This is a genomic window from Limimaricola hongkongensis DSM 17492, assembly GCF_000600975.2.
Classification (GTDB): domain Bacteria; phylum Pseudomonadota; class Alphaproteobacteria; order Rhodobacterales; family Rhodobacteraceae; genus Limimaricola; species Limimaricola hongkongensis.
In genome coordinates this window covers 798,268-823,352 of sequence record NZ_KK088653.1, presented here as the reverse complement: position 1 = coordinate 823,352, position 25,085 = coordinate 798,268, and the positions used below count along the sequence as shown (strand labels likewise).

The window sequence follows — 25,085 nt, the reverse complement described above, 5'->3', positions numbered from 1 at the left end:
ACCGTCCCCGTCCTGTCGAAAGCCGGTGGCATTGCGCCCCCGGCCGGTTGCCTCAGGGCCGCCGCCTCAGCGGTCGACCTCGCCGAACACGATGTCCATGGTGCCGATGATCGCCGCCACGTCCGCAAGCTGGTGGCCAGAGGCCACGTGGTCCATCGCCTGCAGGTGCAGATACCCCGGCGCACGCAGCTTGGCACGGTAGGGTTTGTTCGACCCGTCGGCCACGAGATAGACGCCGAATTCGCCCTTGGGCGCCTCGACGGCGGCATAGACCTCGCCCGCGGGCACGTGGAAGCCCTCGGTATAGAGCTTGAAGTGATGGATCAGCGCTTCCATCGAGGTCTTCATGTCCGAACGCGTCGGCGGCGTGACCTTGCCGCGGGCAAGAATGTCGCCCGGCTCGGCGCGCAGCTTCTCGATCGCCTGACGGATGATCTTCACGCTCTCGCGCATTTCGGCCATCCGCACGAGGTAACGGTCGTAGCAGTCGCCGTTCTTGCCGACCGGGATCTGGAATTCGAACTCGTCGTAGCACTCGTAGGGCTGGGCGCGGCGCAGGTCCCACGCAAGGCCCGAGCCGCGCACCATCACGCCCGAGAAGCCCCAATCCTGGATCTCCTCCTCGGTGACGACGCCGATATCGGCGTTGCGCTGCTTGAAGATCCGGTTTTCGGTCAACAGCCCGTCGATGTCGTCGAGCACGTTGGGGAATTCATGCGACCACGCTTCGATATCGTCGATCAGCTCGGGCGGCAGGTCCTGATGCACGCCGCCGGGCCGGAAATAGGCCGCGTGCAGCCGCGCGCCGCAGGCCCGCTCGTAGAACACCATGAGCTTTTCGCGCTCTTCAAAGCCCCACAGCGGCGGGGTCAGCGCGCCGACGTCCATCGCCTGCGTGGTGACATTGAGAAGATGCGACAGGATGCGGCCGATCTCGGAATAGAGCACGCGGATCAACGAGGCGCGGCGCGGCACCTCCGTTCCGGTCAGCCGTTCGATCGCGAGGCACCAGGCATGTTCCTGGTTCATCGGCGCCACATAGTCGAGCCGGTCGAAATAGGGCAGGTTCTGCAGGTAGGTCCGGCTTTCCATCAGCTTTTCGGTGCCGCGATGCAGCAGGCCGATATGCGGATCGCAGCGCTCGACGATTTCGCCGTCGAGCTCCAGAACCAGCCGCAGCACGCCGTGCGCCGCCGGGTGCTGCGGCCCGAAGTTGATGTTGAAGTTGCGGATCTTCTGCTCGCCGGTCTTCGTGTCCTCGAAGCCCTTGGCGTTGATGGTCGTGCCGTCCATGGCTTACCCTTTCGCGCCCGCGTCGCCGGCCTTGTCGTCGCCGGGAAGCACGTATTGCGCCCCTTCCCAGGGGCTCATGAAATCGAACTGCCGGTATTCCTGCACGAGCTTCACCGGCTCGTAGACCACCCGCTTTTGCACCTCGTCGAAGCGCACCTCGGTGTAGCCCGTGGTCGGGAAATCCTTGCGCAGCGGAAAGCCGCGGAAGCCGTAATCGGTGAGGATGCGGCGCAGGTCCGGGTGACCGGTGAAGATGATGCCGAACATGTCGAACACCTCGCGCTCGAACCAGTTGGACGAGGGATGGATCTCGATGATCGAGGGCACCATCTCGTCCTCGCGGACCTCCGCGCGGATGCGGATGCGCTGGTTTTGGTACATCGACAGGAAGTGATAGACCATGTCGAAGCGCTTTTCGCGCCCGGGATAATCCACCGCCGTGATGTCGATCAGCGTCGAGAAGCGGCAGGTCGGGTCGGTCTTGAGAAGCTCGACGACACCAGGGATCGCTTCGGGCGTCACGGTGACGGTAAGCTCGCCGAAGGCGACCTCCCAGCCGGTCACGCAGTCGGGGCGCTTGGATTCGAGATGCGCGCCCAGGTCGTTCAGTGCCTCGCTCATGGCGATTCCCCCGGAGAAATATGGTCTTGGCGGGCGCGTGGTCGCGCCCGCGGGGTGTCAGCGGACGATCGTGCCGGTGCGGCGGATCTTGCGCTGGAGCTGCAGGATTCCGTAAAGCAGCGCCTCGGCGGTCGGCGGGCAGCCGGGGACATAGACGTCCACGGGCACGATCCGGTCGCAGCCACGCACCACCGAATAGCTGTAGTGGTAGTAGCCGCCGCCATTGGCGCAGGAGCCCATCGAGATCACGTAGCGCGGCTCGGGCATCTGGTCATAGACCTTGCGCAGCGCCGGGGCCATCTTATTGGTCAGCGTGCCCGCGACGATCATCAGGTCGGACTGGCGCGGAGAGGCGCGCGGCGCGGTGCCGAACCGCTCCAGATCATAGCGCGGCATCGAGGAGTGCATCATCTCCACGGCACAGCAGGCCAGACCGAAGGTCATCCAGTGCAAGCTGCCGGTGCGCGCCCAGTTGATCATGTCCGCGGTCGAGGTGACGAGGAATCCCTTGTCGGTCAGCTCGCGGTTGAGACTTTGCGTGGCGACCTCGCGGTCGGCCCCCGCGGTGTTGGCGCCGGTCATCACTCCCATTCGAGTGCCCCCTTCTTCCATTCATAGGCGAAGCCGATGGTCAGCACGCCGAGGAACACCATCATCGACCAGAAGGCCATCATCGACACCTCGCCGAAGGCCACGGCCCACGGGAAGAGGAACGCCACTTCGAGGTCGAAGATGATGAACAGGATCGAAACGAGGTAGAACCGCACGTCGAATTTCATCCGCGCGTCGTCGAAGGCGTTGAAGCCGCATTCGTAGGCCGAGACCTTTTCGGGGTCGGGCCGGCGCACGGCGAGCACCACGGCGGCGAGGATCAGGATCGCGCCAAGCGCGATGGCCAGGCCGAGGAAGATCAGGATCGGAAGGTATTCCGCAAGAAGCAGTTCCACGTCGGGTCCTTTCACGCGGGAGCTGTCGGTCGATTTCGCGATCCATAAACCCCGGTCCGGCAAGGGTCAACCGAGCCCGACGCCCCCGAGCTGCGTCCGATGCGCGCGCCGCTCCCTTTCGCCTCCGCTACGGAGCCTCGCGCAGCTCGGTCTTCACCTGCTCCAGCTCCCGGTCGAGAAAGAAGGAGATCAGAGACCGGATGATGACCAGAAGCCCGAGGAACACCAGATCGGCCAGCGCGAGGCTGAGCGCGGTGTGGATGATGTCGGACACGATGAACAGCTCGAGCCCCGCGAGGATGTAGCGCCCCAGTTCGATCCGCTCGCGGTTGGTGGCCTGCACCCGCGCCGCGTCGTCGCGCCGTATCTCGGCCCGGCTCACGCCGAGGATGAAGCGCGCCGCCCCGATCAGCAGCAGCGCGATGGCGAAGAGATCGATGATCGCCGCGACCCATTCGAGCCCCAGCACCAGCCAGCCGAGATGATGGTGCAACACGCCGCCTTCCGAGCCGAATTCCCAGATCGATCCCATCGCGCCTCTCCCGCCCTGCTGCGTCCCGGCCTTACTGTGGATCGCAGCGCGGCGCGGTCAACCGGCGGAACCCCCGGCCCTGCCCTGCGTTGGCCGCCCATGACACACGCTCTTCGCCCGATCGCGCTCGCCCTCGCCCTTCTTCCCGCCGCGGCTCATTCGGAGGTCGTCGGCAAGGTCGGCGTCGACTGGGTCGGCAACGACGTCATCGTCGAGGCGATTCCCGACCCCGAGGTTGAAGGCGTGACCTGCCATATCGCCTATTTCGAACGCTCGGTGATCGACCGGCTGAGCCAGGGCAACTGGTTCGAAGACCCGTCGAACGCCTCGATCGACTGCCGCCAGACCGGGCCGATCACGTTGGGCGACATCGACCGCTCACGCGGGGGCGAGCAGGTGTTCCGCGAAAGCCGCTCGATCATCCTCAAGACGATCCGCATCAGCCGGATCTATGACGAGGAAAACCAGGTGCTGATCTATCTCGCGCATGGCAGCGAGCTGACCCAAGGCTCGGCCAAGATGTCGATCTCGACAATCCCGCTTTATGAGACCGACGCGGCGCGCTGAGCCTGCGCCGCCTTGTGCCGCTAACGTGGAGATCTGCGTATTTGAGGAATGGTGAAATGCGGATCGCACCCGTATCCGGGACGTGCGCTGCCTTTCATCACTCTCCAAATACGCAAATCCTGCGGCCCGCTCCCAAGACCTTCGTCAGCCCAGCGCCTGCACCGCAGCCACCAGCTCATCGTAATGACCGATCAGCGCTTCGGGATGCAGGTCGGCGGTGCGATGGCCATTCGGCCCGAACCGCACCAGAATGGAGGGCACGCCCGCGGCGCGGGCGGTGATCCGGTCGGTTTCGGTGTCACCCACAAGCACGCAATGCGCCGGATCGCCTCCGGCGCGCCGCACGGTCTCGCGCAGGCATTCGGGATCGGGCTTGCGCATCGCCAGCGTGTCCGCACCGATGAGACAGGCGAAATCGCCGCGCACACCGAGCCGGTCGAGCAGTTTTTCGGCCAGCGCCTCGGGCTTGTTGGTGCAGATCGCGACCGGGTGACCGAGCCGCCTGAGCTCGGCCACGGCCTCCATCGCGCCGGGAAACAGCGTCGAATGCCGGTCGATTTCTTCCTCGTAATAGGCGAGCAGCCGGGGGTATTGCCGATCGACATCGGCCTCGTCGACCTCGCCCACGCGGGACAATCCCAGGCGCAGCATGGCGCGCGCGCCATGCATGGCGGTTGCCGCGTCCTCTTGCGGGTCCAGCAGCGCTCCCAATCCGAGATCCGCGAAACAGCGGTTGGCGGCGGCGATCAGGTCACCGCTGGTTTCGGCGAGCGTCCCGTCGAGGTCGAAAATCACAGCGCGCATGAGCATTGTTTCCTGTAATGATGCGTAGCGGGAAGTGATCCCGTCAACAGGCCCTCGGGCTTGTGCCCATAGATGCGGCTAGTAGAAGCCGGATCAAGCAACAAGAGGGGCAGCAATGAGCACGGCACTGATCGTTTTGGCCGCGGGCCGGGGCACGCGGATGAACTCGGACCTGCCGAAGGTTCTGCACGAGATCGGGAGCGCGCCGCTGCTGCACCATGCGATGGCGGCGGGCATGGCGCTTGAACCGTCGCGGATGATCGTGGTCGCAGGGCACGGCGCCGCGGCGGTGGAGAAATCCGTGACGGCCTTCGACGAAGGCATCGTCACGGTCCGGCAGGACAGCCAGGAGGGCACCGGCCACGCCGTGAGCCAAGCGCGCGCGGCGCTCGACGGGTTCGCGGGCGACGCGATCGTGCTTTATGGCGACACGCCCTTCATCCGGCCCGAAACGCTCAAAGCGATGCTGGCCGCCCGCGCCCGGGCCGATGTGGTGGTACTGGGCTTCGAGGCCGCCGATCCGGGCCGTTACGGCCGTCTCGTGACCACCGGCGACAGCCTCGATCGGATCGTCGAGTTCAAGGATGCCGACGACGCCACCCGCGCCATCACCCTGTGCAATTCCGGCGTCATCGCCGCGGATTGCCGGACGCTGTTCGAGCTGCTCGACCGCGTCGGGAACGACAACGCCTCGGGCGAATACTACCTGACCGACATCGTCGGGCTGGCCCGCGAGGCCGGGCTTTCGGCCGAGGTGGTGCGCTGCGACGAGGCCGAGACGCTGGGCATCAACACCCGCGCCGAGCTGGCCGCCGCCGAGGCCGCGTTTCAGGCCCGCCGCCGCACCGAGGCGATGGAAGACGGCGTGACGCTGCTCGCGCCCGAAACGGTCATCTTCGCGCGCGACACGGTGGTCGGCCGCGACACGGTGATCGAGCCCCATACGGTATTCGGCCCCGGCGTCACGATCGAGAGCGGCGCAAGGATCCGGGCGTTCAGCCATCTCGAAGGCTGCCACGTTTCGCGCGGCGCCACGGTCGGCCCCTTTGCCCGGCTGCGTCCCGGCGCCGAGCTGGCCGAGGACGTGCATGTCGGCAATTTCGTCGAGATCAAGAACGCCCAGCTCGGCACCGGCGCCAAGGTCAACCACCTGACCTATATCGGCGATGCCGATATCGGCGCGGGCACCAATGTCGGCGCGGGCACCATCACCTGCAACTATGACGGCGTGTTCAAGCACCGGACCACGGTGGGCCGCGATGCGTTCATCGGCTCCAACACCATGCTGGTGGCGCCGGTGACGCTCGGCGACGGGGCGATGACCGCGACCGGCACAGTGGTGACCCACAACGTGCCCGCCGGCGACATGGCCGTGGGCCGGGCGCGCCAGGCCAACAAGCCGGGTTTCGCGACCCGGTTCTTCGACAAGCTGCGCGCCGCCAAGGCCGCGAAATCGAAAGGCGAGTGACATGTGCGGAATCGTTGGTGTCCTAGGCAATCATCAAGCCGCCCCGCTGCTGGTCGAGGCGCTCGGCCGGCTCGAATATCGCGGCTATGACAGCGCCGGCATCGCCACGCTGGACGAGGGCCGCCTCGGTCGCCGCCGTGCGGTGGGCAAGCTGGTGAACCTGTCGGACCGGCTGGTGCACGAGCCGCTGCGCGGCCATTCGGGCATCGGCCACACCCGCTGGGCCACCCATGGCGCCCCGACCGAGGCCAACGCGCACCCGCATGCCGGGGCCCGTGTCGCCGTCGTCCATAACGGCATCATCGAGAACTACCGCGCGCTGCGCGCGGAGCTCTCCGAGGCGGGCATCGGCACCCGGACCGACACCGACACAGAGACGGTGGCGCTGTTGTGCCAGCTGCATCTCGACCGCGGCCTGCCGCCGCGCGAGGCCGCCGCCGCGACCATTGCCCGGCTGGACGGCGCCTACGCGCTGTGTTTCCTGTTCGAGGACGAGACCGACCTGTTGATCGCCGCGCGCAAGGGCAGCCCGCTGGCCATCGGCCATGGCGAGGGCGAGATGTTCGTCGGCTCGGACGCGATCGCGCTCGGCAACCTGACCGACCGGATCACCTATCTCGAGGAGGGCGACCGCGCCGAGGTCACCCGCGCGGGCGTGGTGATCTTCGACGCCGCGAACCGCGAGGTCAGCCGTCCCGAGAAGCGCATCGCAAAGGCCGCGGCGCAGGTCGACAAGGCGGGACACAAGCACTTCATGGCCAAGGAGATCGCCGAGCAGCCGCGCGTGCTGGCCGCGGCGCTGGGGCATTACCTGACCCCCGAAGGTGCAATCGCCCTGCCCGAACCGGGCATCGACTTTGCCTCGGTCGAGCGGCTGACGCTGGTGGCCTGCGGCACCGCCTCCTATGCCTGCTACGTCGCGAAATACTGGTTCGAGCAGGTCGCACGCCTGCCGGTGGAAATCGACGTCGCCTCGGAGTTCCGCTACCGCGAGCCCCCGATCCCGGCCCGCTCCGCCGCGCTCTTCGTCAGCCAGTCGGGCGAGACCGCCGACACGCTGGCCGCATTGCGCTATGCCAAGAGCCAGGACGCGCGCATCCTGTCGGTGGTCAACGTCACCGAAAGCTCGATCGCGCGCGACAGCGACATCGCGCTGCCGATCCTCGCGGGTGCCGAGATCGGCGTCGCTTCGACCAAGGCCTTCACCTGCCAGCTTCTGGTGCTCGGCGCGCTGGCGCTCGAGGCGGCGCGTCAGCGCGGCACCATCGACGACGCGGCGCTGGCCGCGCATCTGCAGGCGCTGCGCCAGCTGCCCGGCCTGGTCGACCAGGGGCTGAGCATCGAGGCCGAGTGCCAGCGCGTCTCGCGCGGTCTCGCCGAGGCGCGCGACATCCTGTTCCTCGGCCGCGGCCGGATGTTCCCGCTCGCCCTCGAAGGCGCGCTGAAGCTCAAGGAAATCAGCTATATCCACGCCGAAGCCTACGCATCGGGCGAGCTCAAGCACGGCCCCATCGCGCTGGTCGACGAGCATGTGCCGGTGATCGTCATGGCGCCGCATGACGAGCTGTTCGACAAGACCGTGTCGAACATGCAGGAGGTGATGGCCCGCGGCGGCAAGGTGCTTCTGATCACCGATGCCAAGGGCGCGCGCATCGCCGGCGATGGCGTCTGGGAGGTGATCACCCTCCCCGAGATCGCTCCCCTCTGGGCCCCGATCCTCTATGCCCTGCCCGCGCAGCTGCTGGCCTACCACACCGCCGTCGCCAAGGGCACCGATGTCGACCAGCCCCGAAACCTCGCCAAATCCGTCACCGTCGAGTGATACGAAAAAGGGGGGCGCGACGCCCCCCTTTCACCATTCCGGAAAATACGCAGATCCCGAAGTTTCCACCGGGCACGCCGTCAGCCGCGATAGACCGTCAGCTCGGGCAGGTCCGTCAGCGCCACCCCGAGCAGCCGCATCGCGGGCAGGCTGATCTCGCTGCCCGAGCCCGCCGCTCCGCCCGATGGCCGCAGCTCCAGCTTCACCGATTTTCCGCTCGCCGTCTCGACCCGGCCTTGGGTCACGCTGTTCACCAGCGGCGTTTCGATCCACAGCCCCGGGTCGGCGGGCGCGCCGAGCGAGGCGATGGTGGTACCGAGCCGCTGCTCGCCCGCGGGTTCCGGCGCCTGCGTGGCGGCGGCGCGCTGCTCGGGCGTCGTGGTGTCGAGCGCCTCGGCGCTCGCGCCGGCGGGCGGCGGCGCGGGCCGGGCGGCCTGCTGGGGTGCGGCGGCGGGCGCGGATGGGGCCGGAGCCCTGCTCGGGGCGCTGGCCTGCTGCAGTTCGGCGCAGGCCGAAAGCAGGCCGAGCGCGGTGAGGGCGGTGGGGATCATGAGGCGTGTCATGGCCCGGAGGATAGCGGCCTGTGCCTTTGCGACAAGTGCCCGGCATCGCTTGCCATCCCACCGCCCCGACCCTACCTTTGCGTCATGACCGCAGCCCCCCTTCCGCCCCCCGCCGCGCCCCTGATCGACCCCTTTGCCCGGGCGATCCGCTACCTGCGCGTTTCGGTCACCGACCGCTGCGATTTTCGCTGCGTCTACTGCATGTCCGAGAAGATGCAGTTCCTGCCCAAGAAGGAGCTTCTGACGCTGGAGGAGCTCGACCGGCTCTGTTCGGCTTTCATCCGGCTCGGGGTCGAAAAACTGCGCATCACCGGCGGTGAGCCGCTGGTGCGGCGTAATATCATGGAATTCTTCCGCGCGATGACGCGGCATCTCGACAGCGGCGCGCTCAAGGAGCTGACGCTGACCACCAATGGCAGCCAGCTTGGCAAATACGCCGAAGAGCTCTACGCCGCCGGGGTCCGCCGGGTGAACGTCTCTCTCGACACGCTCGACGAGGAGAAATTCGCCCGCGTGACCCGCTGGGGCCGCCTGCCGCAGGTGCTCGACGGGATCGACGCGGCCCGCGCCGCCGGGCTTCAGGTCAAGATCAACACCGTCGCGCTCAAGGGCTTCAACGAGGACGAGCTGTTCACGCTGACCGAGTTCTGCGCCGCGCGCGGCATGGATCTGACCTTCATCGAGGTCATGCCGATGGGCGATATCGGCAATGAGGACCGGATCGGCCAGTACTGGAACCTCGCCGAGCTGCGCCACACGCTCGGCACCCGCTATTCGCTGCACGACCTGCCCGACCGCACCGGCGGACCCGCGCGCTATGTCCGTCTTGGCGAAACCCGCCAGCGGGTCGGCTTCATCACCCCGATGAGCCATAATTTCTGCGAAAGCTGCAATCGGGTGCGCGTGACCTGCACCGGCGAGATCTATACCTGTCTCGGGCAGGAGGGCCATTCCGACCTGCGCGGCCCCTTGCGTGAAAGCGAGGGCGATGCGGGGCTGGAGCGCGCGATCCACGCGGCGATCGCGCTCAAGCCCAAGGGGCATGATTTCGATTATGACCGGCAGGAGGTTTCGGGCCGGGTCAGCCGCCACATGAGCCACACCGGGGGATGAGCGGGGCGCCATGGCTGTTGCGGCTCTGGCTTGGCGGGTCGCGGGCCTTGCCGCGGCTGGCCGAGTTCACGCTGGCACGGCGCGTGCATCGCGGTCAGTCCTCGGACCCGGCCCGGCTGGGCGAACGGTTGGGCCGGGCGACGCTGCCGCGGCCCGAGGGCAGTCTCGTCTGGATCAACGCGGCCTCCGTCGGCGAGGTGGCTTCGATGGCCGATCTCGCGCGCGACCTGATGGCGGCGGGGCATCCCGTGCTGATCACCACCACGACGACCACCGGCGGAGCACGTGCCCGGCGGATCGATGGCGCGCTGCATCAGTACCAGCCGCTCGACACGGCGCGGGCGACGCGCCGGTTTCTCGATCACTGGCGGCCCGCGCTTGCCTGTTTCGTCGAGGGCGACCTCTGGCCGCGCCTGCTGCACGAGACCGCCGCGCGAAGCGTGCCGATGGCGCTGCTCAACGCCCGCCCCTCTCGCTCGCGGATGCGGGCGCCCCGGATCAGCGCGGCACTTCTGTCGCGATTTGACCTCGTGACCACACAAAGCGAGGCGGTGCGCGCGGAAATCACCCATCTCGGCGTGGACCCTGCCCGCGTTCTCGCGCCCGGCGATCTCAAGGCCGCGGCCGCCCCTCCATCCGCCGACACGGACCGCCTTGCCGACCTTCGATCCGCGTTTGGGGGCGCGCCGCTCTGGGCCCGCCGTTTCGACCCATGCCGAAGACGAAGGCGCGGTGATCGCGGCACATCTGGAGGCGCGCAAGCGCCATCCCGGCCTGCGCATGATCCTCGCGCCCCGCCACCCCGATCGCGGCGCGGCGGTGGCGCGGGCGCTCGCGGCGGCGGGGCTGGAGGCGCAGCGCGGTGACATGCCCGGCGAGGCCGAAATCTGGTTGATCGACCGGCTGGGCGAAACCGGGCTGATCTACCGTCTCGCGCCGCTGGTGTTTCTCGGTGGCTCGTTCGGCCCGCAAGGCGGGCACAACCCGTGGGAGGCGGCGGCGCTTGGCGCGGCGCTTTTGCACGGCCCGCAGGTGCCCCATGCCGCCGCCGCCCATGCCACGCTCGACGCGGCGGGTGCGGCGCGCATGGTGGCGGATGGCGCGGCGCTCGGCGCGGCGGTGGGCGGGCTGATCGGCACGCGAGATCTCGACGCGATGCGCGCGGCGGCAAAGCGGGTCATGGCCGATATCGGCCAGGCGCGCCCGCAGACACTGCGCGCGTTGCAGGCGCTGATGGCCACGCGGCTTGAACCCGGCCACATATTCTCTAAGGCAGCGCCATGACCTTGCGCGCCGTCATCCTCAACGACACCTCGACCCGGTATCACCACGGATGCTCGCGGGTGATGCGGCTGCTGACCGAGGGGCTGGGGCGGCACGGGCTTACCATCACCGCCCGCAGCCCGGCCCGGCATGACTGGGCGCGGGACGGGTCGTTTCTCGACGCGATGCGCGCGGCGGACGTGATCGTCATCAACGGCGAAGGCACGCTGCATCATGGCCGCCCCGCCGGGGCGCGGCTGCTTGAGGTAGCGGAACACGAGGCGCGCGGGACGACGCCGATCGCGCTGGTCAACGCGCTGTGGCAGGACAACCCCGCCGAATGGTCCGAACCGCTCTCGCGCATCGATCTGATCGCGGCCCGCGACAGCGCCAGCGCCGATACCATGGCACAGGCCGTCGGGCGCGAGATCCGCTGGCTGCCGGATTTGTCGCTCTCGGCTCCGGCCCTCACCGCATCGCTTCCCCGTGACGGCGTGATCGTCGGCGACAGCGTGAAGCCCGCCCCGCGCCGGGTGCTGGGGCGCGCCGCCGCAACGCTCGGGAATGCGGCGCTGGTGCCGACCAAGACGCTGACCGGCGGCATCTGGCGCCTTGGGCCCGCCCGCGCCGCGCTGGCGGCGGCGTGGTACGGGGCGCTCGGCCTGCCCGCTTTGGAGATGCCCGCCGACGAGACCGCGTATCTGAACCGGATCGCGCGGGCGCGGCTGCATCTGACCGGGCGCTTTCACGCGGTCTGCCTGTCGATGCTGACCGAAACGCCGTTCCTCGCGCTCGGCTCCAACGCCTCGAAGATCGAACGCCTGCTCGCCGATGCCGGGCTCGACCCGGAACGGCTGGTGCGGGCAGAGGCGTTCTCGCCGCCGCCCGATGCCGCCCCGTTCAGCGAGGCGGAGCTGTCCGCGATCCGCGGATTTTGCGATATGGCGCAGCGGCGGGCGGAAACATTATTCGCCGACATCGCGGCGCTTGCGAAAGGGCCGGCATGAACAGGATCGGCTTCGAGATCGCCAAGCGCCGTGCCGACGAGACGCGGCTGGCGCGGCTGGGCCTGCCGGAAACCGGGCTATTGGCGCGGCTCGAAAATCGCCGCGTGGCCTTGATCGGCAATGCGCGGTCGTTGTCGGAGAAGGCACTGGGCGAAGAGATCGACGCCGCCGATCTGGTGATCCGGCTGAACGCCGCGCCACTGCCCTCCGCGGCATCGCATGGCAGCCGCACCGACTGGCTCGCCATGTCGATCCCGGTGCCCGCACCGGTGATCGCGGCGCGGGCGCCCGATCTGCTGTTGTGGATGACGCCCAAGCGCAAGCGCCTGCCTTGGCGCGTTGCCCGGCTGCCGGGATTTGCCCTGCTTCCAGCGGCACGGGCGGCGGCGCTGCGCGAGCGTCTGGGCGCGCGGCCCACCACCGGCATGCTCGCCATCGACCTTCTGGCGCGCTCTGAGCTCGCCTCGGCGCGGCTCTACGGCTTTGATTTCTTTGCGTCGAAATCGCTGTCGGGCGGACGCGGCGCCGCCGATGTGCCGCATGACTTCGACGCCGAGCGCGACCGGGTCGCGGCACTCATGGCCGCGGACCCGCGCTTTTCGATTGCCTGAGCCGTCAGGCCGCCGGCATCCGGCGTTCAACGACGCCTGCCCACCACGAGCAGCCCGTCGGGATCGCCTCGTCGGAGAAATCATATTCCGGGTGGTGGACCGAGGCCGTGTCGCCATTGCCGACAAGAATATAGGCGCCGGGCCGCTCTTCGAGCATGTAGGCGAAATCCTCGCCGCCCATGATCAGCGGCGCCTCGGCGCAATCGCCCGAAATCTCGCGCGCGACCTCGGCGGCGAACTCGGTCTCCGCGCCGTGGTTGATCATCACCGGGTAGCCCTTGATGTAGTTGACCTTGGCCGTGGCGCCATAAGCCTGTGCCGTGGTTTCGGCTATGGCGGTCAGACGCTCCTGCCCCAGCTTGCGCAGCTCCGGCGACATGGTGCGCACAGTGCCCTTCATCTGCACCCGCTGGGCGATCACGTTGAACGCCTTGGACGAGGTTTCAAACGAGGTGACGGAAACCACGATCTGCTCGGTCGGGTCGGCGTTGCGGCTGGCGATCGATTGCAGCGCCAGCACCACGTGGCTCGCCACCAGCGTCGAATCCACCGTCTCGTGCGGCTTCGCGGCGTGGCCGCCGCGGCCCTCGATGGTGATCTCGAACTGATCGGTGGAGGCGAAGAAGGCACCGGGGCGGATCGCGAACTGCCCCAGAGGGATGCCGGGCCAGTTGTGCATGCCGTAGACCTCCTGGATGCCGAAACGCTCCATCAGCCCGTCGGCGCACATTTCGCGGCCGCCGCCGCCGCCCTCTTCGGCGGGTTGGAAGATCACCACGACCGTGCCGTCGAAGTTGCGCGTCTCGGAGAGGTACTTCGCGGCGCCCAAGAGCATCGCGGTGTGGCCATCATGGCCGCAGGCATGCATCGCGCCATCCGTCTTGGAGGCGTATTCCTTGCCGGTCTGCTCGTGGATCGGCAGCGCGTCCATGTCGGCGCGCAGGCCGATCACCTTGCCGGAGGCGGTCTGCTTGCCGCGGATCACGCCCACGACACCGGTGCGCCCCAGCCCCTCGACCACGTCGTCACAGCCGAAGGCGCGCAGCTTTTCCGCCACGATCCCGGAGGTGCGGTGCGTCTCGTAGAGGATCTCGGGGTTCTCGTGCAGGTCGCGCCGCCATTCGGTGATCTCGGGGAGCAGCTCGGCGAAGCGGTTCTTGATCGGCATGGTGAAACCTTTGGGGAAACGGAATGTCGGATGCGGGCGCGAGACTGCGCCCAAGCGGCGCCGGGTGCAAGCCGGGCGCGGCCCTGCCGCGCGGTCAGGGGCGCCAGTGCTCGGCCACCCACGGCGTGGGCCGGATGTAATGGCGCAGATAGCGCAGCGGCCCGTCCTGCCGGCTGTCCGAGAACAACCCGCGCAGATGCGCCCCGGCGCTTTCGGGCGCATAGGGCGGGTAATGCCCCTCGATCGCATGGGTCGGGTGCAGCCCGCCCGGAAAGATCACGATGCGAGCATCTTCGGGCAGCCTTGGCGCGGCCAGGTAGTTGAGAGGAAACGGGCGGCGGCAATGCATGCGAAAATGCCGGACCCAAGGCTTCGGAAACAGCTTGGCCCCGCCCGGCGCGTTGCGGGTGACATAGCGCTGCTCGAACCGGAATTCGTCGGCGATGCCCTGCGGATCGGCGCGAAACCGCTCCTGCAATGGCACCAGCTTGCCTACCGGAAAACGGAACACCGAGGTCTGGCCGAGCTTTTCGAGCGGCGTGTTCGGGTTGCGCGACAGGATCACGTCGTCGGGGTCGCCGTAAGTGAAGAAATCGTCGAGCGAACCGGTCACGACGAGGTCGAGATCCATGAACAGCACCGGCCCCGTGAGGTTGCCGAGCTTCGGCCCCCAGAGCCGTGACTTGGGCCAGATGCCCTTGGAGTTCTTCGGCATCTCGACATTGATCGGCGGCAGATCCTCGCACTGCACCTCCGGCCGGATGCCGTCGCGGTTGTCGGTGAAGCAGGTTAAGCTGAAGGGCGGCGTGATGTTGCGCGCCACCATGCCGTAAAGGCGATTGATGAAGGGCGCGCCGTATTTGGTGCCCCAGTTGATGCAGATCACCTGCTTGATCATCGCCTACGCCCTTTCGTCATGCTGCGCCTATCTAGCGCGGCAGGCCCGGCGCGGCCAGCCACGCGCTGGGCGGCGGGCGCACCCGGCCTAGATCGCCCGGCATGGATAACCTCCCCCCGATCCCCGCCCCCTATGCCACCGCCGACTGGCGCCGCCGCATCGCCGATCTCTATGCCGCAATCCGCGCCGAGCCGAATCCCGAAACCGGCTGGCGGCTCTGGCACAAAACCCGCTCGCGCCTGTTTCGCGACCACCCCGCCTCGCCGCTTTCCGAAACGCAAAAAGCCTGTTTCGACGCCATCACCGTCTGGCCTTACGACCCCGCCTTGCGCTTCGAGGTGGATCTCGTGGCGCAACAGGGCCCGACCATCGATTTCGAACTGGGCACGGATGGCACGATGCGCGCCCGCCCCGTGGCACGCACCGACGGGCTGAAGCAAGGACTCGGCGCGGAGCTGACGCTCTGGTGGATCGGTGGCTATGGCGGCGGGCTGTTCCTGCCGTTTCGCGACGCGACCTGCGGCGCGGGGAGCTATGGCGGCGGGCGCTATGCGATCGACGCGATCAAATCCTCGGATCTCGGCCTCGCGGCGTCGGGCCGGCTGATCCTCGATTTCAACTTCGCCTACACCCCCTCCTGCGCCTGGAGCCCCGACTGGGTCTGTCCGCTGGCGCCTCCGGAAAACCGGGTTGAGGCCGCCATCACGGCGGGCGAGCGCGACCCTAGTGGAGACGCTTCCTGATCCGGCGCAGCATCAGCCAGACCAACGCCACGACCGGCAGCACCAGCGCCGCCGTCAGCGCCGTCTTGTCGATGCCCAGCGGATAGGCCACCGGGCCGAACAGGTAGGTGGCAAGGCTCACCGCGTAATAGCTGATCGCCACGACGCTCAGCCCCTCGACCGTGTGCTGCAGGCGAAGCTGCGCATCGGCGCGCCGGTCCATCGACGCCAGCAGCGCCTGGTTCTGGGCCGAGCGTTCGACATCGACGCGGGTGCGCAGCAGGTCGCCCGCCCGCGCCGCGCGGTCGGACACCGAAGACAGGCGCCGGTCGGTCGATTCGACCGTGCGCATCGCCGGATCGAAGCGGCGCATCATGAACTCGGCAAAACTCTGCCGCCCGCCAAAGCGGGTCTCGCGCAGGATGCCGATGCGCTGGTTCACCAGCGTCTCATAGGCGCGCGTGGCGCCGCTGCGGAACCCCGATTGCGCACGCAGCTTCTCCAGCTCCGCCGATACCTCGAGCAGCCCCGCCAGCGTTGCCGCCGCATCGCCCGGCCCCGCCGCCATCTCGGCCACGAGATCCGACACGCGTGCCTCCAGCGCGCCGATGCGCGGCCCCATGCTCCGCGCCTGCGACAGGCCGAGCATCGCCATGGTCTTGTAGGTCTCGATCTCGCACAGCCGCTGTACCACCCGGCCGATCCGCCGTTCCCCGGTGCCGGGGCGGGCAAAGACGGCAAAGCGCATGTGCCCTGCCGGATCGATGCGGAAATCGCCCGCGACGATCAACTGGTCGTCGAGCACGCGGCTCACCGCCATGCTTTCGGCCACGAACCACGCCCCTGCCCGACGCGCGATTTCCTCCTCGCCCGCCGCCAGTTCGACCCGGATCAGCGCCGAGGTGAGCCTCTGGCCCGGCATCGCGTCGAGCCATTCGGCGGGAAAGCCCGAAAGCCCCTCGCGGAACGGCGGCTCGGAGGCGCCGTCGCTGAGCAGCATGTAGCTGGCAAACTCGGTATGGCTCTCCCATTTCAGCCGGTACCGCCCTATCTGTCCCGACCAATGCGTGGCGCCGGGCTGCGGATGCGGGGCACCGAACCAGTCGAGCAGCGCCACGAGATGCGCCCGCTCGGCCTCTGCATCGCGGGGCGTGCCCGGCACCGGCCCGATCGCGAGAAAGGCCGCCTGCCCCGGCGCGCCCAGCCGCGGAAAGGGCCGCGCGTGCAGCTCGTTGGCCAGCTCCTGGCGCAGCGGGTGATCGACAAGGCTCATGGCGGCTCCGGGCGACTGACGTTGCGGCAGGATGACCGGAGCCAAGCTCCCTGTAAACACCCGAAAATTCCACGATGACACCATGTTGGCGCATGAGTTCGCATACCGCGACGGGGCTGTGCGGGCGGGGCGGTTTTCGTCTTTGCACCCACGCCCCATATCGGGGGTCGAACGCCAGGAGCCCGACATGCAGAACTACTCCCTACTCGACCTCGCCCCGGTGACCGAAGACGAAACACCCGCGCAGGCGCTCGCCCATGCCACCGATCTCGCGCGGCACGCCGAAGATCTGGGCTATCACCGCTACTGGCTGGCCGAGCATCACAGCATGCCCGGCATCGCCTCGGCCGCGACCGCCGTGGCGATCGGCCATGTCGCGCAGGCGACGCGCACCATCCGCGTCGGCGCGGGCGGCATCATGTTGCCCAACCACGCGCCGCTGGTCGTGGCCGAGCAATTCGGCACGCTTGACGCGCTGCATCCGGGGCGCATCGACCTCGGGCTCGGACGCGCGCCCGGCACCGACGGTGCCACGGCACAGGCGCTGCGCCGCTACAATCAATCGGCGGACGCCTTTCCGCAGGACGTGGTGGAGCTGATCGGCTATCTCGACGATGACGAGGGCCGTGGCCCGGTGCGCGCCGTGCCCGGCATGGGATCCCATCTGCCGGTCTGGATTCTGGGCTCTTCGACCTTCGGCGCGCAGCTTGCGGCCTATCTGGGCCTGCCCTACGCCTTTGCCTCGCATTTCGCGCCGCAGATGCTGGAACCTGCGATCAAGGCCTATCGCGACGGGTTCCGCCCGTCGGAACGGTTGGACAAGCCCCATTTCATGATGGCCGCCGGGCTGCACGCCGCCGACACAGACGCAGAGGCGCAGTATCACCGCTCCTCGCAGATCCTGTCCTTTGCGCGGCTGCGCACCGGCACGCCGGGCCGCCTGTCGCGCCCCGTCGAGAACGTCGCCGACCACGTGCCCGCCAGCGCCATCGCGGGCGCCGAAGCGGCGATGTCGGTCTCGGCCACGGGCGGCCCCGATACGGTACGCCGCCAGCTGCGCGAGCTGATCGACCGCTACCAGCCCGACGAGCTGATGCTTACCGGCATGATGTACGATGCACAGGCGCGCAAGCGCAGCTTCGAGATCGGCGCGGAGGTGCTGTCGGACATGAAAACGCCCGCCCTGGCCTGAACCAAGGCGGGCGCGTTTTCGATCCGGGCGGCGACGGGCCGCCCGGAAACGATCAGATGACCACGACGTCCAGCGGCGGGAAGCCGTTGAAGCAGACCGAGGAATAGGTCGAGGTATAGGCCCCGGTGTTGCGGATCAGCACCCGGTCGCCCGATTTGAGGCTGAGCGGCAGGTTCATCGGGCGCTTTTCATAGAGCACGTCGGCGCTGTCGCAGGACGGACCGGCAAGAATGCACGGGCCGGTGGTCTCGCCGTCATGCGGGGTCACGAACTGGTAGCGGATCGCCTCGCCCTCGGTCTCGGCCAGCCCCGAAAAGCGGCCGATCGACAGGTACACCCAGCGGTGCATGTCGCGCTCGGACTTGCGCGAGGTGAGCATCACCTCGCAGGCGATGACACCGGCCTCGGCGACCATGCCGCGGCCCGGCTCGGCCATGACGCGACGCGCGCCCGGGAAACGGTCCTCGACCAGCTCCATGACGGCGGCGGCGTAGTCGGTGGGCGCCTGGATTTCCTCGCCGTAGAAGGCCGGGAAACCGCCGCCGATGTTCAGAAGCTCGAGGTCGTGACCGGCCGCCTTGGCCGCCGCCCAGATGCGCGACAGCTCGTCGAGCACCGGCGCCCACATTTCGGCGTGCCGCGTCTGCGAGCCGACATGGAACGAAAAGCCCAGCGGCTCCAGCCCCAGCTCGGTCGCGCGATCCAGCAGCTTGAGCGCCATGTCGCGGTCGCAGCCGAACTTGCGGGTGAGCGGCCAGTCGGCGGTCGAGGTCTCGACGATCAGCCGGACATAGACCTGCGCGCCCGGCGCGTGCTCGGCGATCTTCTCCAGCTCCTCCTCGGCATCGACCGCGAACATGCGGATGCCCGCGTTGTGCGCAAAGGCGATGTCGGAGACGCGCTTGATGGTGTTGCCGAAGGAGACATGCTCGGGCCGCGCGCCCTGGGACAGGCACAGCTCGATCTCGGCGCGCGAAGCGGCGTCGAAATGCGAACCGAGCTGCACGAGACGCTCGATGATCGCGGGATGCGGGTTGGCCTTCACGGCATAATGGATGTCGGCGCGACCGAGACCGGCGCGAAGCGCCTCGAACTGCGTCTCGACCCGGTCCACGTCGATCACCAGCGTCGGCCGGTCGAACTCGGCGGTGGCGGCATAGGCCTCCAGACGGGAATCGACGGCGAAAGAGGGGGCGCTGGCGCCCGCAAAATATGCAGTCATGTGCATCTCCGATAGACTGACGGGGGCCCGGAGAGGGCCGGCGGTTCCAAGGGAGACGTTACCGTCGCTGCATAAACGCGTGCTGGGTCTGTGCGTAGGCCCCTCGGAAGAGGCGTGCGTCCAGGCGTGGCCAGAGGCGCGTGCGTTGGCGTCTTGAGGGGGCATTTGGGGCAAAGTCCGAGTCGGATCAAGAGGAAATCTCCGATAAATCGAGATTTTTTCCCGCCCGCGTTTTGCACCCCGATCCCCCTTGTTCTATAGGGGTTCATCGCAATCCCAGAGGACCCCCATGCCGCGTCTTGTCCTGTTCAACAAGCCGATGAACGTGTTGTCGCAGTTCACCGATGCGAAAAGCCCCTCGCCGCGCGCCACGCTGTCGGACTTCATCGACCGGCCCGGCGTCTATCCCGCGGGGCGTCTCGATCGCGACAGCGAAGGGCTGATGCTGCTCACCGATGACGGGCGGCTGCAGGCGCGGATCGCCGATCCTAGGCACAAGATGGAAAAGACCTATCTCGTGCAGGTCGAAGGCGCGCCGACCGAGGCCGAGCTGGAGCCGTTGCGCCAAGGGCTCACGCTCAAGGATGGGCCGACCAAACCCGCCCGTGCCCGGCTGATCGATGCGCCCGAGCTTTGGGAGCGCGACCCGCCGGTGCGGTTTCGCAAATCGGTGCCCGACGCGTGGATCGAAATCTCGATCCGCGAGGGGCGAAACAGGCAGGTGCGCCGGATGACCGCCGCCGCCGGGTTTCCCACGCTCAGGCTGGTGCGCTGGCGCATCGGCGACTGGGCGCTCGACGGGCTGGCACCGGGGGAATGGCGCGAGATCGTCGTCTGAACCGCGTACGGCTGGCGTCGGATCTGCGTATTTGGAGAATGGTGAAAGGGGATCACCCGGCGGGCTGCCACAGCTCGATCGGGTTGCCCTCGGGATCGTGGATGCGCGCGAAGCGGCCGACCGCGCTGTCCCATTCGTCACGGCGCTCCACCGCGATGCCCGCCGCCGTGAGCTGCGCCACCATCGCGTCGAGATCGGCGACGCGGAAATTGATCATCCATTGCTGTTCGGGGCGGCCGAAGTAGTCGGTGTCGCGGTCGAACGGCATCAATACCGTCGGCCCCGCTTCCTGCCGCCAGATCGACGGGCCGGGGCCCTCGATCCCCAGGTGATCGAGATACCATTTCGCCAGCGCTTCGGGATCGCGCGCCCGAAAGAACATGCCGCCGATGCCGGTCGCCTTTTCCATCTCGTGACCCTTTCGCTGTCACAAGAATCCTAGCACATTCTCAGCGCGACGGCGCCCCGCGCGGGCCCGGCCGCCACGTGGCGAAGGTCACCATAAGCGCCGCCCCCGTGATCGCCGCCACCCCCGCGAGGCCAAGCTCGTCCGGCATCACCCCGAACAGCACCGCGTCGAAGCCAAGCGCCCAGACCAGCCCGGTGAAGTCGAACGGCGCCAGCACCGCGACCGGCGCGCGCGCCACCGCCTCGGTCGCCGCGACATGCGCAAGACCGCCGGTAAGCCCCGCGCCGATCAGCCAGATCATCATCTCGCCAGAGGGGGCGTTCCAGCCGAAAGGCAGCGTCGCCAGCCCCGCGAGAGCCGAGACGGCAGCGAACCAGAAGGCGATGGTCGCGGGCCGCTCGCTTGTCGTCATCGATTTGATATGCACCCGCACGAAGGCCATCGTGATGGCATAGCCAAGCCCCGCCGCGACACCGATCAACGCCCCCTGCCCCGGTGCCTCCAGCGCGGCGCCGAGCATCAGCGCCACGCCCGCGAAGCCCAGCGCCGCGGCACCCCAGACGGCGGGGCCGATCCGCTCTCCCAATAGCCATGCCGCCAGCGGCAGCGTCAGCACCGGGGCGAGATAGCCCAGAGCCTGCGCGTTCGCGACCGGCAGGTAGGCGAGCGACAGGAAGGACAACGCCATCGACAGCGCCCCGAACAGGCTGCGCGTCAGGTGCAGGCCGGGGCGGCGCGTGGCGATCGCGGCGGGAAATTCGCGGCACAGCGCCATGTAGGCGCAGATCGGGACCAGCGCGACGGCAGAACGCCAGAACACGATCTGCCCCAGCCCGACCTCGCGCGTCGCCACCGCCACCATCGCCGACATCGCGGTGATGAGACACGCGGCCAGAAGCCTCAGCCCGATGCCGGTCAGGGGGGTGCGGGACGTCATGCCGCGACCCTCGCCCATGGATCACGGTCCCGCAACGCAAAAGGCCCCGCACACGGGCGGGGCCTTTCGGAACTGTCGGCGCGATCAGGCGATCTTGGCGAGCAGATCGTCGAGCGACTTCTTGGCGTCGCCGTAGAACATCCGCGTGTTGTCCTTGAAGAACAGCGGGTTCTCGATGCCCGAATAGCCGGTGCCCTGCCCGCGTTTGGACACGAAGACCTGCTTGGCCTTCCACACCTCGAGCACCGGCATCCCGGCGATGGGTGAATTCGGGTCGTCCTGCGCCGCCGGGTTCACGATGTCGTTCGACCCGATGACGATGGCGACATCCGTTTCGGGGAAGTCGTCGTTGATCTCGTCCATCTCCAGCACGATGTCATACGGCACCCGCGCCTCGGCCAGAAGCACGTTCATGTGGCCGGGCAGACGCCCCGCCACCGGGTGGATCGCGAAACGCACGGACTTGCCCTGCGCGCGCAGCCGCCGGGTCAGCTCGGACACCGATTGCTGCGCCTGCGCCACCGCCATGCCGTAGCCGGGGATGATCACCACGCTGTCGGCATCGTCGAGCGCCTGCGCCACGCCGTCGGCGTCGATCGCCACCTGCTCGCCTTCGACCTCCATCGCCGGGCCCGAACTGCCGCCGAAGCCGCCCAAGATCACGCTCACGAACTTGCGGTTCATCGCCTTGCACATGATGTAGGACAGGATCGCACCCGAGGAGCCGACCAGCGCGCCGGTCACGATCAGAAGGTCGTTGCCCAGCGTGAAGCCGATCGCCGCGGCGGCCCAGCCCGAATAGGAGTTCAGCATCGACACCACCACCGGCATGTCGGCGCCGCCGATGCCCATGATCAGGTGCCAGCCGATGAAGCCCGCGATCAGCGTCACCAGCACCATGGTCCAGATGCCCGACCCGGTCAGGTAGAGAAGACCCAGCGCGAGACACAGCGCCAACGCCGCGGCGTTGAGCATGTGGCCGCCCGGCAGCTTCTTGGGCTTGCCATCCACCTTGCCGGCAAGCTTGCCGAAGGCCACGACCGAACCGGTGAAGGTCACCGCGCCGATGAAGATGCCCAAGAACACCTCGACCTTGAGAATGCCGATCTCGGTCGCATCCTTGAGCGCGAGCTTCTTGCCGAAACCGGTCAGTTCGCCGAAAAATCCGCCGCCCGCCACGGACAGCTCGGTCGGGTCCAGCAGCGCCAGTCCCGCGCGATCAAGGCCGTTGGCCGCCAGCACGCCGTTGATGTCGTGCAGCATGATGTCGGCGTTGAGACCGATGAACACCGCGGCGAGGCCCACGAAGCTGTGCAGCGCCGCGACCAGCTGCGGCATTTCGGTCATCTGCACCCGGCCCGCGACGACATAGCCGGCAAAGCCGCCCGCCGCGATGGCGATCAGGATGAGAAAGAGATTGTGCACGCCGGGGCCGAACACGGTGACGAAGACCGCCACCGCCATGCCCGCGATGCCGTACCAGACCGCGCGCTTGGCGCTTTCCTGGTTCGACAGGCCCCCGAGCGACAGGATGAAGAGAATGGCCGCGACGATATAGGCGGCCGAAACGATGCCGATGCTCATGATCCGGCCCCCTTACGACTTGCGGAACATGGCGAGCATCCGGCGCGTGACCAGAAAACCGCCGACGACGTTGATCGAAGCGATCAGCACCGCGATGAAGGACAGGAACACGACGAGCCAGTTGCCCGAGCCGATCTGCAACAGCGCGCCCAGGATCACGATGCCAGAGATCGCGTTGGTCACCGCCATCAAGGGCGTGTGCAGGCTGTGGCTCACGCCCCAGATCACCTGGAAGCCGACGAAGCAGGCCAGCGCGAAGACGATGAAATGGCTCATGAAACTTGCTGGCGCCACCGCACCGATCAGCAGCATCACCAAAGCACCCGCCGCCAGAAGACCAACCTGATCCTTGGTCTGCTTCTTGAAGGCGGCGATCTCCTGTCCGCGCTTTTCCTCGACCGTCAGCTCGCGCGCCTTCTCCTTCTTGGGGGCGGCGGCGATGGCGGCGGTCTTGGGCTTGGGCGGCGGGAAGGTGATCTCACCGCCATGCGTCGCCGTGGCGCCGCGGATCACGTCGTCCTCCATGTCGTGATCGATCACGCCGTCCTTGGCAGGCGTCAGATCGGCCAGCATGTGGCGGATATTGGTGGCGTAGAGCGTCGAGGACTGCGTCGCCATGCGGCTCGGGAAATCGGTATAGCCGACGATGGTGACGCCGTTGTCGGTGACGATCTTCTCCTCGGGCACCGTCAGCTCGCAATTGCCGCCCCGCTCGGCGGCGAGATCGACGATCACCGAGCCGGGCTTCATCGCCTCGACCATGTCAGCTGTCCACAGCACGGGCGCGTCGCGGCCCGGGATCAGCGCGGTGGAAATGACGATGTCGATGTCGGGCGCCAGTTCGCGGAACTTGGCGAGCTGCTTTTCGCGAAATTCGGGGCTGGAAGGGGCGGCATAGCCGCCGGTGGCGGAACTGTCCTGGCTGTCCTCGAAATCGAGAAAGACGAACTCCGCGCCCATGCTCTCGATCTGCTCGGCCACCTCGGGACGCACGTCGAACGCGAGCGTCACGGCCCCCAGCGAGGTCGCGGTGCCGATCGCGGCGAGACCGGCGACACCCGCGCCGATCACCAGCACGCGGGCGGGCGGCACCTTGCCGGCGGCGGTCACCTGCCCGGTGAAGAAGCGGCCGAAATTGGAACCCGCCTCGATCACCGCGCGGTAGCCCGCGATATTGGCCATCGACGACAGCGCGTCCATCTTCTGGGCGCGCGAAATGCGCGGCACCATGTCCATCGCGACCACGGTCGCGCCCGCCTGCTTGGCGGTGTCCAGCAACTCGGCGTTCTGGCCAGGGTAGACCATCGAAATGAGCGTTTGCCCGTCGCGCAGCCGCGCGCTTTCCTCGGGCAGCGGCGGGCGCACCTTGGTGACGATCTGCGCCTCGCGCCACAGCGTGTCGGCATCCGGCACGACGGTCACGCCCGCCGCCTCATAGGCCGCGTCGGTAAAGCCCGCGGCCAGGCCGGCCCCCGCCTCGATCAGGCAGTCATGGCCCAGTTTCTGCAAATCCTTCGCCGAAGTCGGGGTCATCGCGACCCGCGCTTCCCCCCCATGGAGTTCCTTTGGTGCCCCTATCCTCACGCCACGTTCCCTCCGGTCATTCTGCGTCCGCAAATCAGTATCGAGGGAAAGAATGTTTCACAAGGGCAGCAGGGAGCTTTGCTGCCGCTGGGTTATACGGGCCTCAAATCCAGCGCCGCACCCGGTTCGACCATCGCTCGAAATCCGCTCCGAAACGCGCGCGCAGCATCGCTTCCTCGCCCAGGATGAAGCGGCGTTGCAGGATCGCGGCCAGCACCGGCACCAGCAGAAGCGCCGAGGGAGCGTCGAACAGCGCGGCGCCGCCCGCCAGCAACAGAAGGTCGCCCAGATAGATCGGGTTGCGCGAAAAACGGAACGGGCCCTGCGTCACCAGCGCCGCCGCATCGCGGCGCGGCATGACCTGGGTACGCGCACCCAGCATCGCGATCACGGCCCAGATCATCAGCCCGAGCCCCGCCGCGACCGCGCCCCATCCCGGCACCGCGTGCCAGTCCCCGAAACCGAACCATTCCGGCTCGATGCGCGACAATACCCAAGCGGCGGCAAGGCCGAGGGCGGTCCAGACGGGGGGCAGGTCGATCCGGGTCATGTCCCCATCTCTGCCCCGCCCGCGCCGCGCTGTCACGCCCCCGTCGCGCGCAGTTGCGCAAGGACAGCCTTGCTGCCACAACGTCGCGGAGGAACGC

27 protein-coding genes are annotated in these 25,085 nt (G+C 68.0%); 11 read left to right on the top strand and 16 right to left on the bottom strand.

Annotation, left to right across the window (positions count from 1 at the left end; all coding sequences use genetic code 11):
- Positions 1 to 66 precede the first annotated feature (66 nt).
- From LOKHON_RS14365 to LOKHON_RS14345, 5 genes are all read right to left on the bottom strand, one after another.
- Positions 67 to 1,293 (bottom strand): NADH-quinone oxidoreductase subunit D, encoded by a 1,227-nt coding sequence (locus LOKHON_RS14365; protein ID WP_017927377.1) that lies wholly within the window; start codon positions 1,291 to 1,293, stop codon positions 67 to 69.
- 3 nt (positions 1,294 to 1,296) lie between these two features.
- A complete protein-coding gene (locus LOKHON_RS14360) occupies positions 1,297 to 1,914 on the bottom strand; it encodes an NADH-quinone oxidoreductase subunit C (protein WP_017927376.1) in 618 nt (205 codons plus the stop codon).
- A gap of 57 nt (positions 1,915 to 1,971) precedes the next feature.
- The gene (locus tag LOKHON_RS14355) at positions 1,972 to 2,496 is read right to left on the bottom strand and encodes a NuoB/complex I 20 kDa subunit family protein (RefSeq protein WP_017927375.1); all 525 of its coding nucleotides are present in this window, start codon (positions 2,494 to 2,496) and stop codon (positions 1,972 to 1,974) included.
- Positions 2,496 to 2,861 (bottom strand): NADH-quinone oxidoreductase subunit A, encoded by a 366-nt coding sequence (locus LOKHON_RS14350; protein WP_017927374.1) that lies wholly within the window; start codon positions 2,859 to 2,861, stop codon positions 2,496 to 2,498. Before LOKHON_RS14350 ends, LOKHON_RS14355 begins: the two co-directional genes overlap by 1 nt.
- A gap of 127 nt (positions 2,862 to 2,988) precedes the next feature.
- Positions 2,989 to 3,393, bottom strand: a complete 405-nt coding sequence (locus tag LOKHON_RS14345; RefSeq protein ID WP_017927373.1) for a DUF1622 domain-containing protein — start codon at positions 3,391 to 3,393, stop codon at positions 2,989 to 2,991.
- A gap of 99 nt (positions 3,394 to 3,492) precedes the next feature.
- On the opposite strand from LOKHON_RS14345, the gene LOKHON_RS14340 reads away from it, so the two are divergent.
- Positions 3,493 to 3,960, top strand: coding sequence for a CreA family protein (locus LOKHON_RS14340; protein ID WP_017927372.1), 468 nt, complete (start codon positions 3,493 to 3,495; stop codon positions 3,958 to 3,960).
- Positions 3,961 to 4,104: 144 nt separating this feature from the next.
- Here the strand turns inward: LOKHON_RS14340 and LOKHON_RS14335 are convergent, their stop codons facing one another.
- On the bottom strand, positions 4,105 to 4,764 hold the full coding sequence (locus LOKHON_RS14335) for an HAD-IA family hydrolase (protein WP_026147336.1): 660 nt from the start codon (positions 4,762 to 4,764) through the stop codon (positions 4,105 to 4,107).
- A gap of 115 nt (positions 4,765 to 4,879) precedes the next feature.
- Between LOKHON_RS14335 and glmU the strand changes: the two genes are divergently transcribed.
- Both glmU and glmS read left to right on the top strand, forming a co-directional pair.
- Positions 4,880 to 6,232, top strand: a complete 1,353-nt coding sequence (glmU, locus tag LOKHON_RS14330) for a bifunctional UDP-N-acetylglucosamine diphosphorylase/glucosamine-1-phosphate N-acetyltransferase GlmU (RefSeq protein WP_017927370.1) — start codon at positions 4,880 to 4,882, stop codon at positions 6,230 to 6,232.
- 1 nt (position 6,233) lies between these two features.
- Positions 6,234 to 8,054, top strand: coding sequence for a glutamine--fructose-6-phosphate transaminase (isomerizing) (gene glmS / locus LOKHON_RS14325; RefSeq protein ID WP_017927369.1), 1,821 nt, complete (start codon positions 6,234 to 6,236; stop codon positions 8,052 to 8,054).
- Positions 8,055 to 8,134: 80 nt separating this feature from the next.
- On the opposite strand, the gene LOKHON_RS14320 is transcribed toward glmS, so the two are convergent.
- Positions 8,135 to 8,605, bottom strand: a complete 471-nt coding sequence (locus LOKHON_RS14320) for a hypothetical protein (RefSeq protein WP_017927368.1) — start codon at positions 8,603 to 8,605, stop codon at positions 8,135 to 8,137.
- A 96-nt stretch (positions 8,606 to 8,701) separates the two neighbouring features.
- On the opposite strand from LOKHON_RS14320, the gene moaA reads away from it, so the two are divergent.
- From moaA to LOKHON_RS14295, 5 genes are read left to right on the top strand one after another with little or no spacing between them, the layout of a single operon-like run.
- Positions 8,702 to 9,730 carry a GTP 3',8-cyclase MoaA gene (gene moaA, locus LOKHON_RS14315; RefSeq protein WP_017927367.1) on the top strand — a complete coding sequence of 343 codons (1,029 nt, stop codon included), beginning with the start codon at positions 8,702 to 8,704 and terminating at the stop codon, positions 9,728 to 9,730.
- On the top strand, positions 9,727 to 10,596 hold the full coding sequence (locus tag LOKHON_RS14310; protein ID WP_051585601.1) for a 3-deoxy-D-manno-octulosonic acid transferase: 870 nt from the start codon (positions 9,727 to 9,729) through the stop codon (positions 10,594 to 10,596). The genes moaA and LOKHON_RS14310 overlap by 4 nt, the downstream gene beginning before the upstream one ends.
- Positions 10,511 to 11,014: a hypothetical protein gene (locus LOKHON_RS15775; protein WP_051585600.1), complete on the top strand. Its 504-nt coding sequence runs from the start codon at positions 10,511 to 10,513 to the stop codon at positions 11,012 to 11,014. The genes LOKHON_RS14310 and LOKHON_RS15775 overlap by 86 nt, the downstream gene beginning before the upstream one ends.
- Entirely contained in the window at positions 11,011 to 12,000 is a 990-nt protein-coding gene (locus tag LOKHON_RS14300; protein WP_017927365.1) for a polysaccharide pyruvyl transferase family protein, read from the top strand. The genes LOKHON_RS15775 and LOKHON_RS14300 overlap by 4 nt, the downstream gene beginning before the upstream one ends.
- Complete coding sequence (locus tag LOKHON_RS14295; RefSeq protein ID WP_017927364.1) at positions 11,997 to 12,611, top strand: glycosyltransferase family 29 protein; 615 nt, start codon at positions 11,997 to 11,999, stop codon at positions 12,609 to 12,611. Before LOKHON_RS14300 ends, LOKHON_RS14295 begins: the two co-directional genes overlap by 4 nt.
- A gap of 4 nt (positions 12,612 to 12,615) precedes the next feature.
- On the opposite strand, the gene LOKHON_RS14290 is transcribed toward LOKHON_RS14295, so the two are convergent.
- Together LOKHON_RS14290 and LOKHON_RS14285 are read right to left on the bottom strand one after the other, a co-directional pair.
- Positions 12,616 to 13,779, bottom strand: coding sequence for a M20 aminoacylase family protein (locus LOKHON_RS14290; protein WP_017927363.1), 1,164 nt, complete (start codon positions 13,777 to 13,779; stop codon positions 12,616 to 12,618).
- Positions 13,780 to 13,873: 94 nt separating this feature from the next.
- Positions 13,874 to 14,677: a hypothetical protein gene (locus LOKHON_RS14285; protein WP_017927362.1), complete on the bottom strand. Its 804-nt coding sequence runs from the start codon at positions 14,675 to 14,677 to the stop codon at positions 13,874 to 13,876.
- A 101-nt stretch (positions 14,678 to 14,778) separates the two neighbouring features.
- On the opposite strand from LOKHON_RS14285, the gene LOKHON_RS14280 reads away from it, so the two are divergent.
- Positions 14,779 to 15,420, top strand: coding sequence for a DUF1684 domain-containing protein (locus LOKHON_RS14280; protein ID WP_017927361.1), 642 nt, complete (start codon positions 14,779 to 14,781; stop codon positions 15,418 to 15,420).
- On the opposite strand, the gene LOKHON_RS14275 is transcribed toward LOKHON_RS14280, so the two are convergent.
- Positions 15,401 to 16,672 (bottom strand): DUF3422 family protein, encoded by a 1,272-nt coding sequence (locus tag LOKHON_RS14275; protein ID WP_017927360.1) that lies wholly within the window; start codon positions 16,670 to 16,672, stop codon positions 15,401 to 15,403. The genes LOKHON_RS14280 and LOKHON_RS14275 overlap by 20 nt on opposite strands.
- A gap of 187 nt (positions 16,673 to 16,859) precedes the next feature.
- Between LOKHON_RS14275 and LOKHON_RS14270 the strand changes: the two genes are divergently transcribed.
- On the top strand, positions 16,860 to 17,864 hold the full coding sequence (locus LOKHON_RS14270) for an LLM class flavin-dependent oxidoreductase (RefSeq protein ID WP_017927359.1): 1,005 nt from the start codon (positions 16,860 to 16,862) through the stop codon (positions 17,862 to 17,864).
- A gap of 52 nt (positions 17,865 to 17,916) precedes the next feature.
- Here the strand turns inward: LOKHON_RS14270 and LOKHON_RS14265 are convergent, their stop codons facing one another.
- The gene (locus tag LOKHON_RS14265; RefSeq protein ID WP_017927358.1) at positions 17,917 to 19,086 is read right to left on the bottom strand and encodes a type III PLP-dependent enzyme; all 1,170 of its coding nucleotides are present in this window, start codon (positions 19,084 to 19,086) and stop codon (positions 17,917 to 17,919) included.
- A gap of 289 nt (positions 19,087 to 19,375) precedes the next feature.
- Here LOKHON_RS14265 and LOKHON_RS14260 point away from each other — a divergent pair, with 289 nt between their 5' ends.
- Positions 19,376 to 19,924 (top strand): pseudouridine synthase, encoded by a 549-nt coding sequence (locus LOKHON_RS14260; protein WP_017927357.1) that lies wholly within the window; start codon positions 19,376 to 19,378, stop codon positions 19,922 to 19,924.
- Positions 19,925 to 19,976: 52 nt separating this feature from the next.
- Here LOKHON_RS14260 and LOKHON_RS14255 read toward each other — a convergent pair whose 3' ends face one another.
- From LOKHON_RS14255 to LOKHON_RS14235, 5 genes are all read right to left on the bottom strand, one after another.
- On the bottom strand, positions 19,977 to 20,333 hold the full coding sequence (locus LOKHON_RS14255) for a VOC family protein (protein ID WP_017927356.1): 357 nt from the start codon (positions 20,331 to 20,333) through the stop codon (positions 19,977 to 19,979).
- Positions 20,334 to 20,373: 40 nt separating this feature from the next.
- Entirely contained in the window at positions 20,374 to 21,270 is an 897-nt protein-coding gene (locus LOKHON_RS14250; protein ID WP_033315411.1) for a DMT family transporter, read from the bottom strand.
- A gap of 84 nt (positions 21,271 to 21,354) precedes the next feature.
- Positions 21,355 to 22,854 (bottom strand): NAD(P)(+) transhydrogenase (Re/Si-specific) subunit beta, encoded by a 1,500-nt coding sequence (locus tag LOKHON_RS14245; RefSeq protein ID WP_017927354.1) that lies wholly within the window; start codon positions 22,852 to 22,854, stop codon positions 21,355 to 21,357.
- Positions 22,855 to 22,866: 12 nt separating this feature from the next.
- Entirely contained in the window at positions 22,867 to 24,438 is a 1,572-nt protein-coding gene (locus tag LOKHON_RS14240) for a Re/Si-specific NAD(P)(+) transhydrogenase subunit alpha (protein ID WP_026147335.1), read from the bottom strand.
- A gap of 103 nt (positions 24,439 to 24,541) precedes the next feature.
- Entirely contained in the window at positions 24,542 to 24,988 is a 447-nt protein-coding gene (locus tag LOKHON_RS14235) for a methyltransferase family protein (protein ID WP_017927352.1), read from the bottom strand.
- Positions 24,989 to 25,085 lie beyond the last annotated feature (97 nt).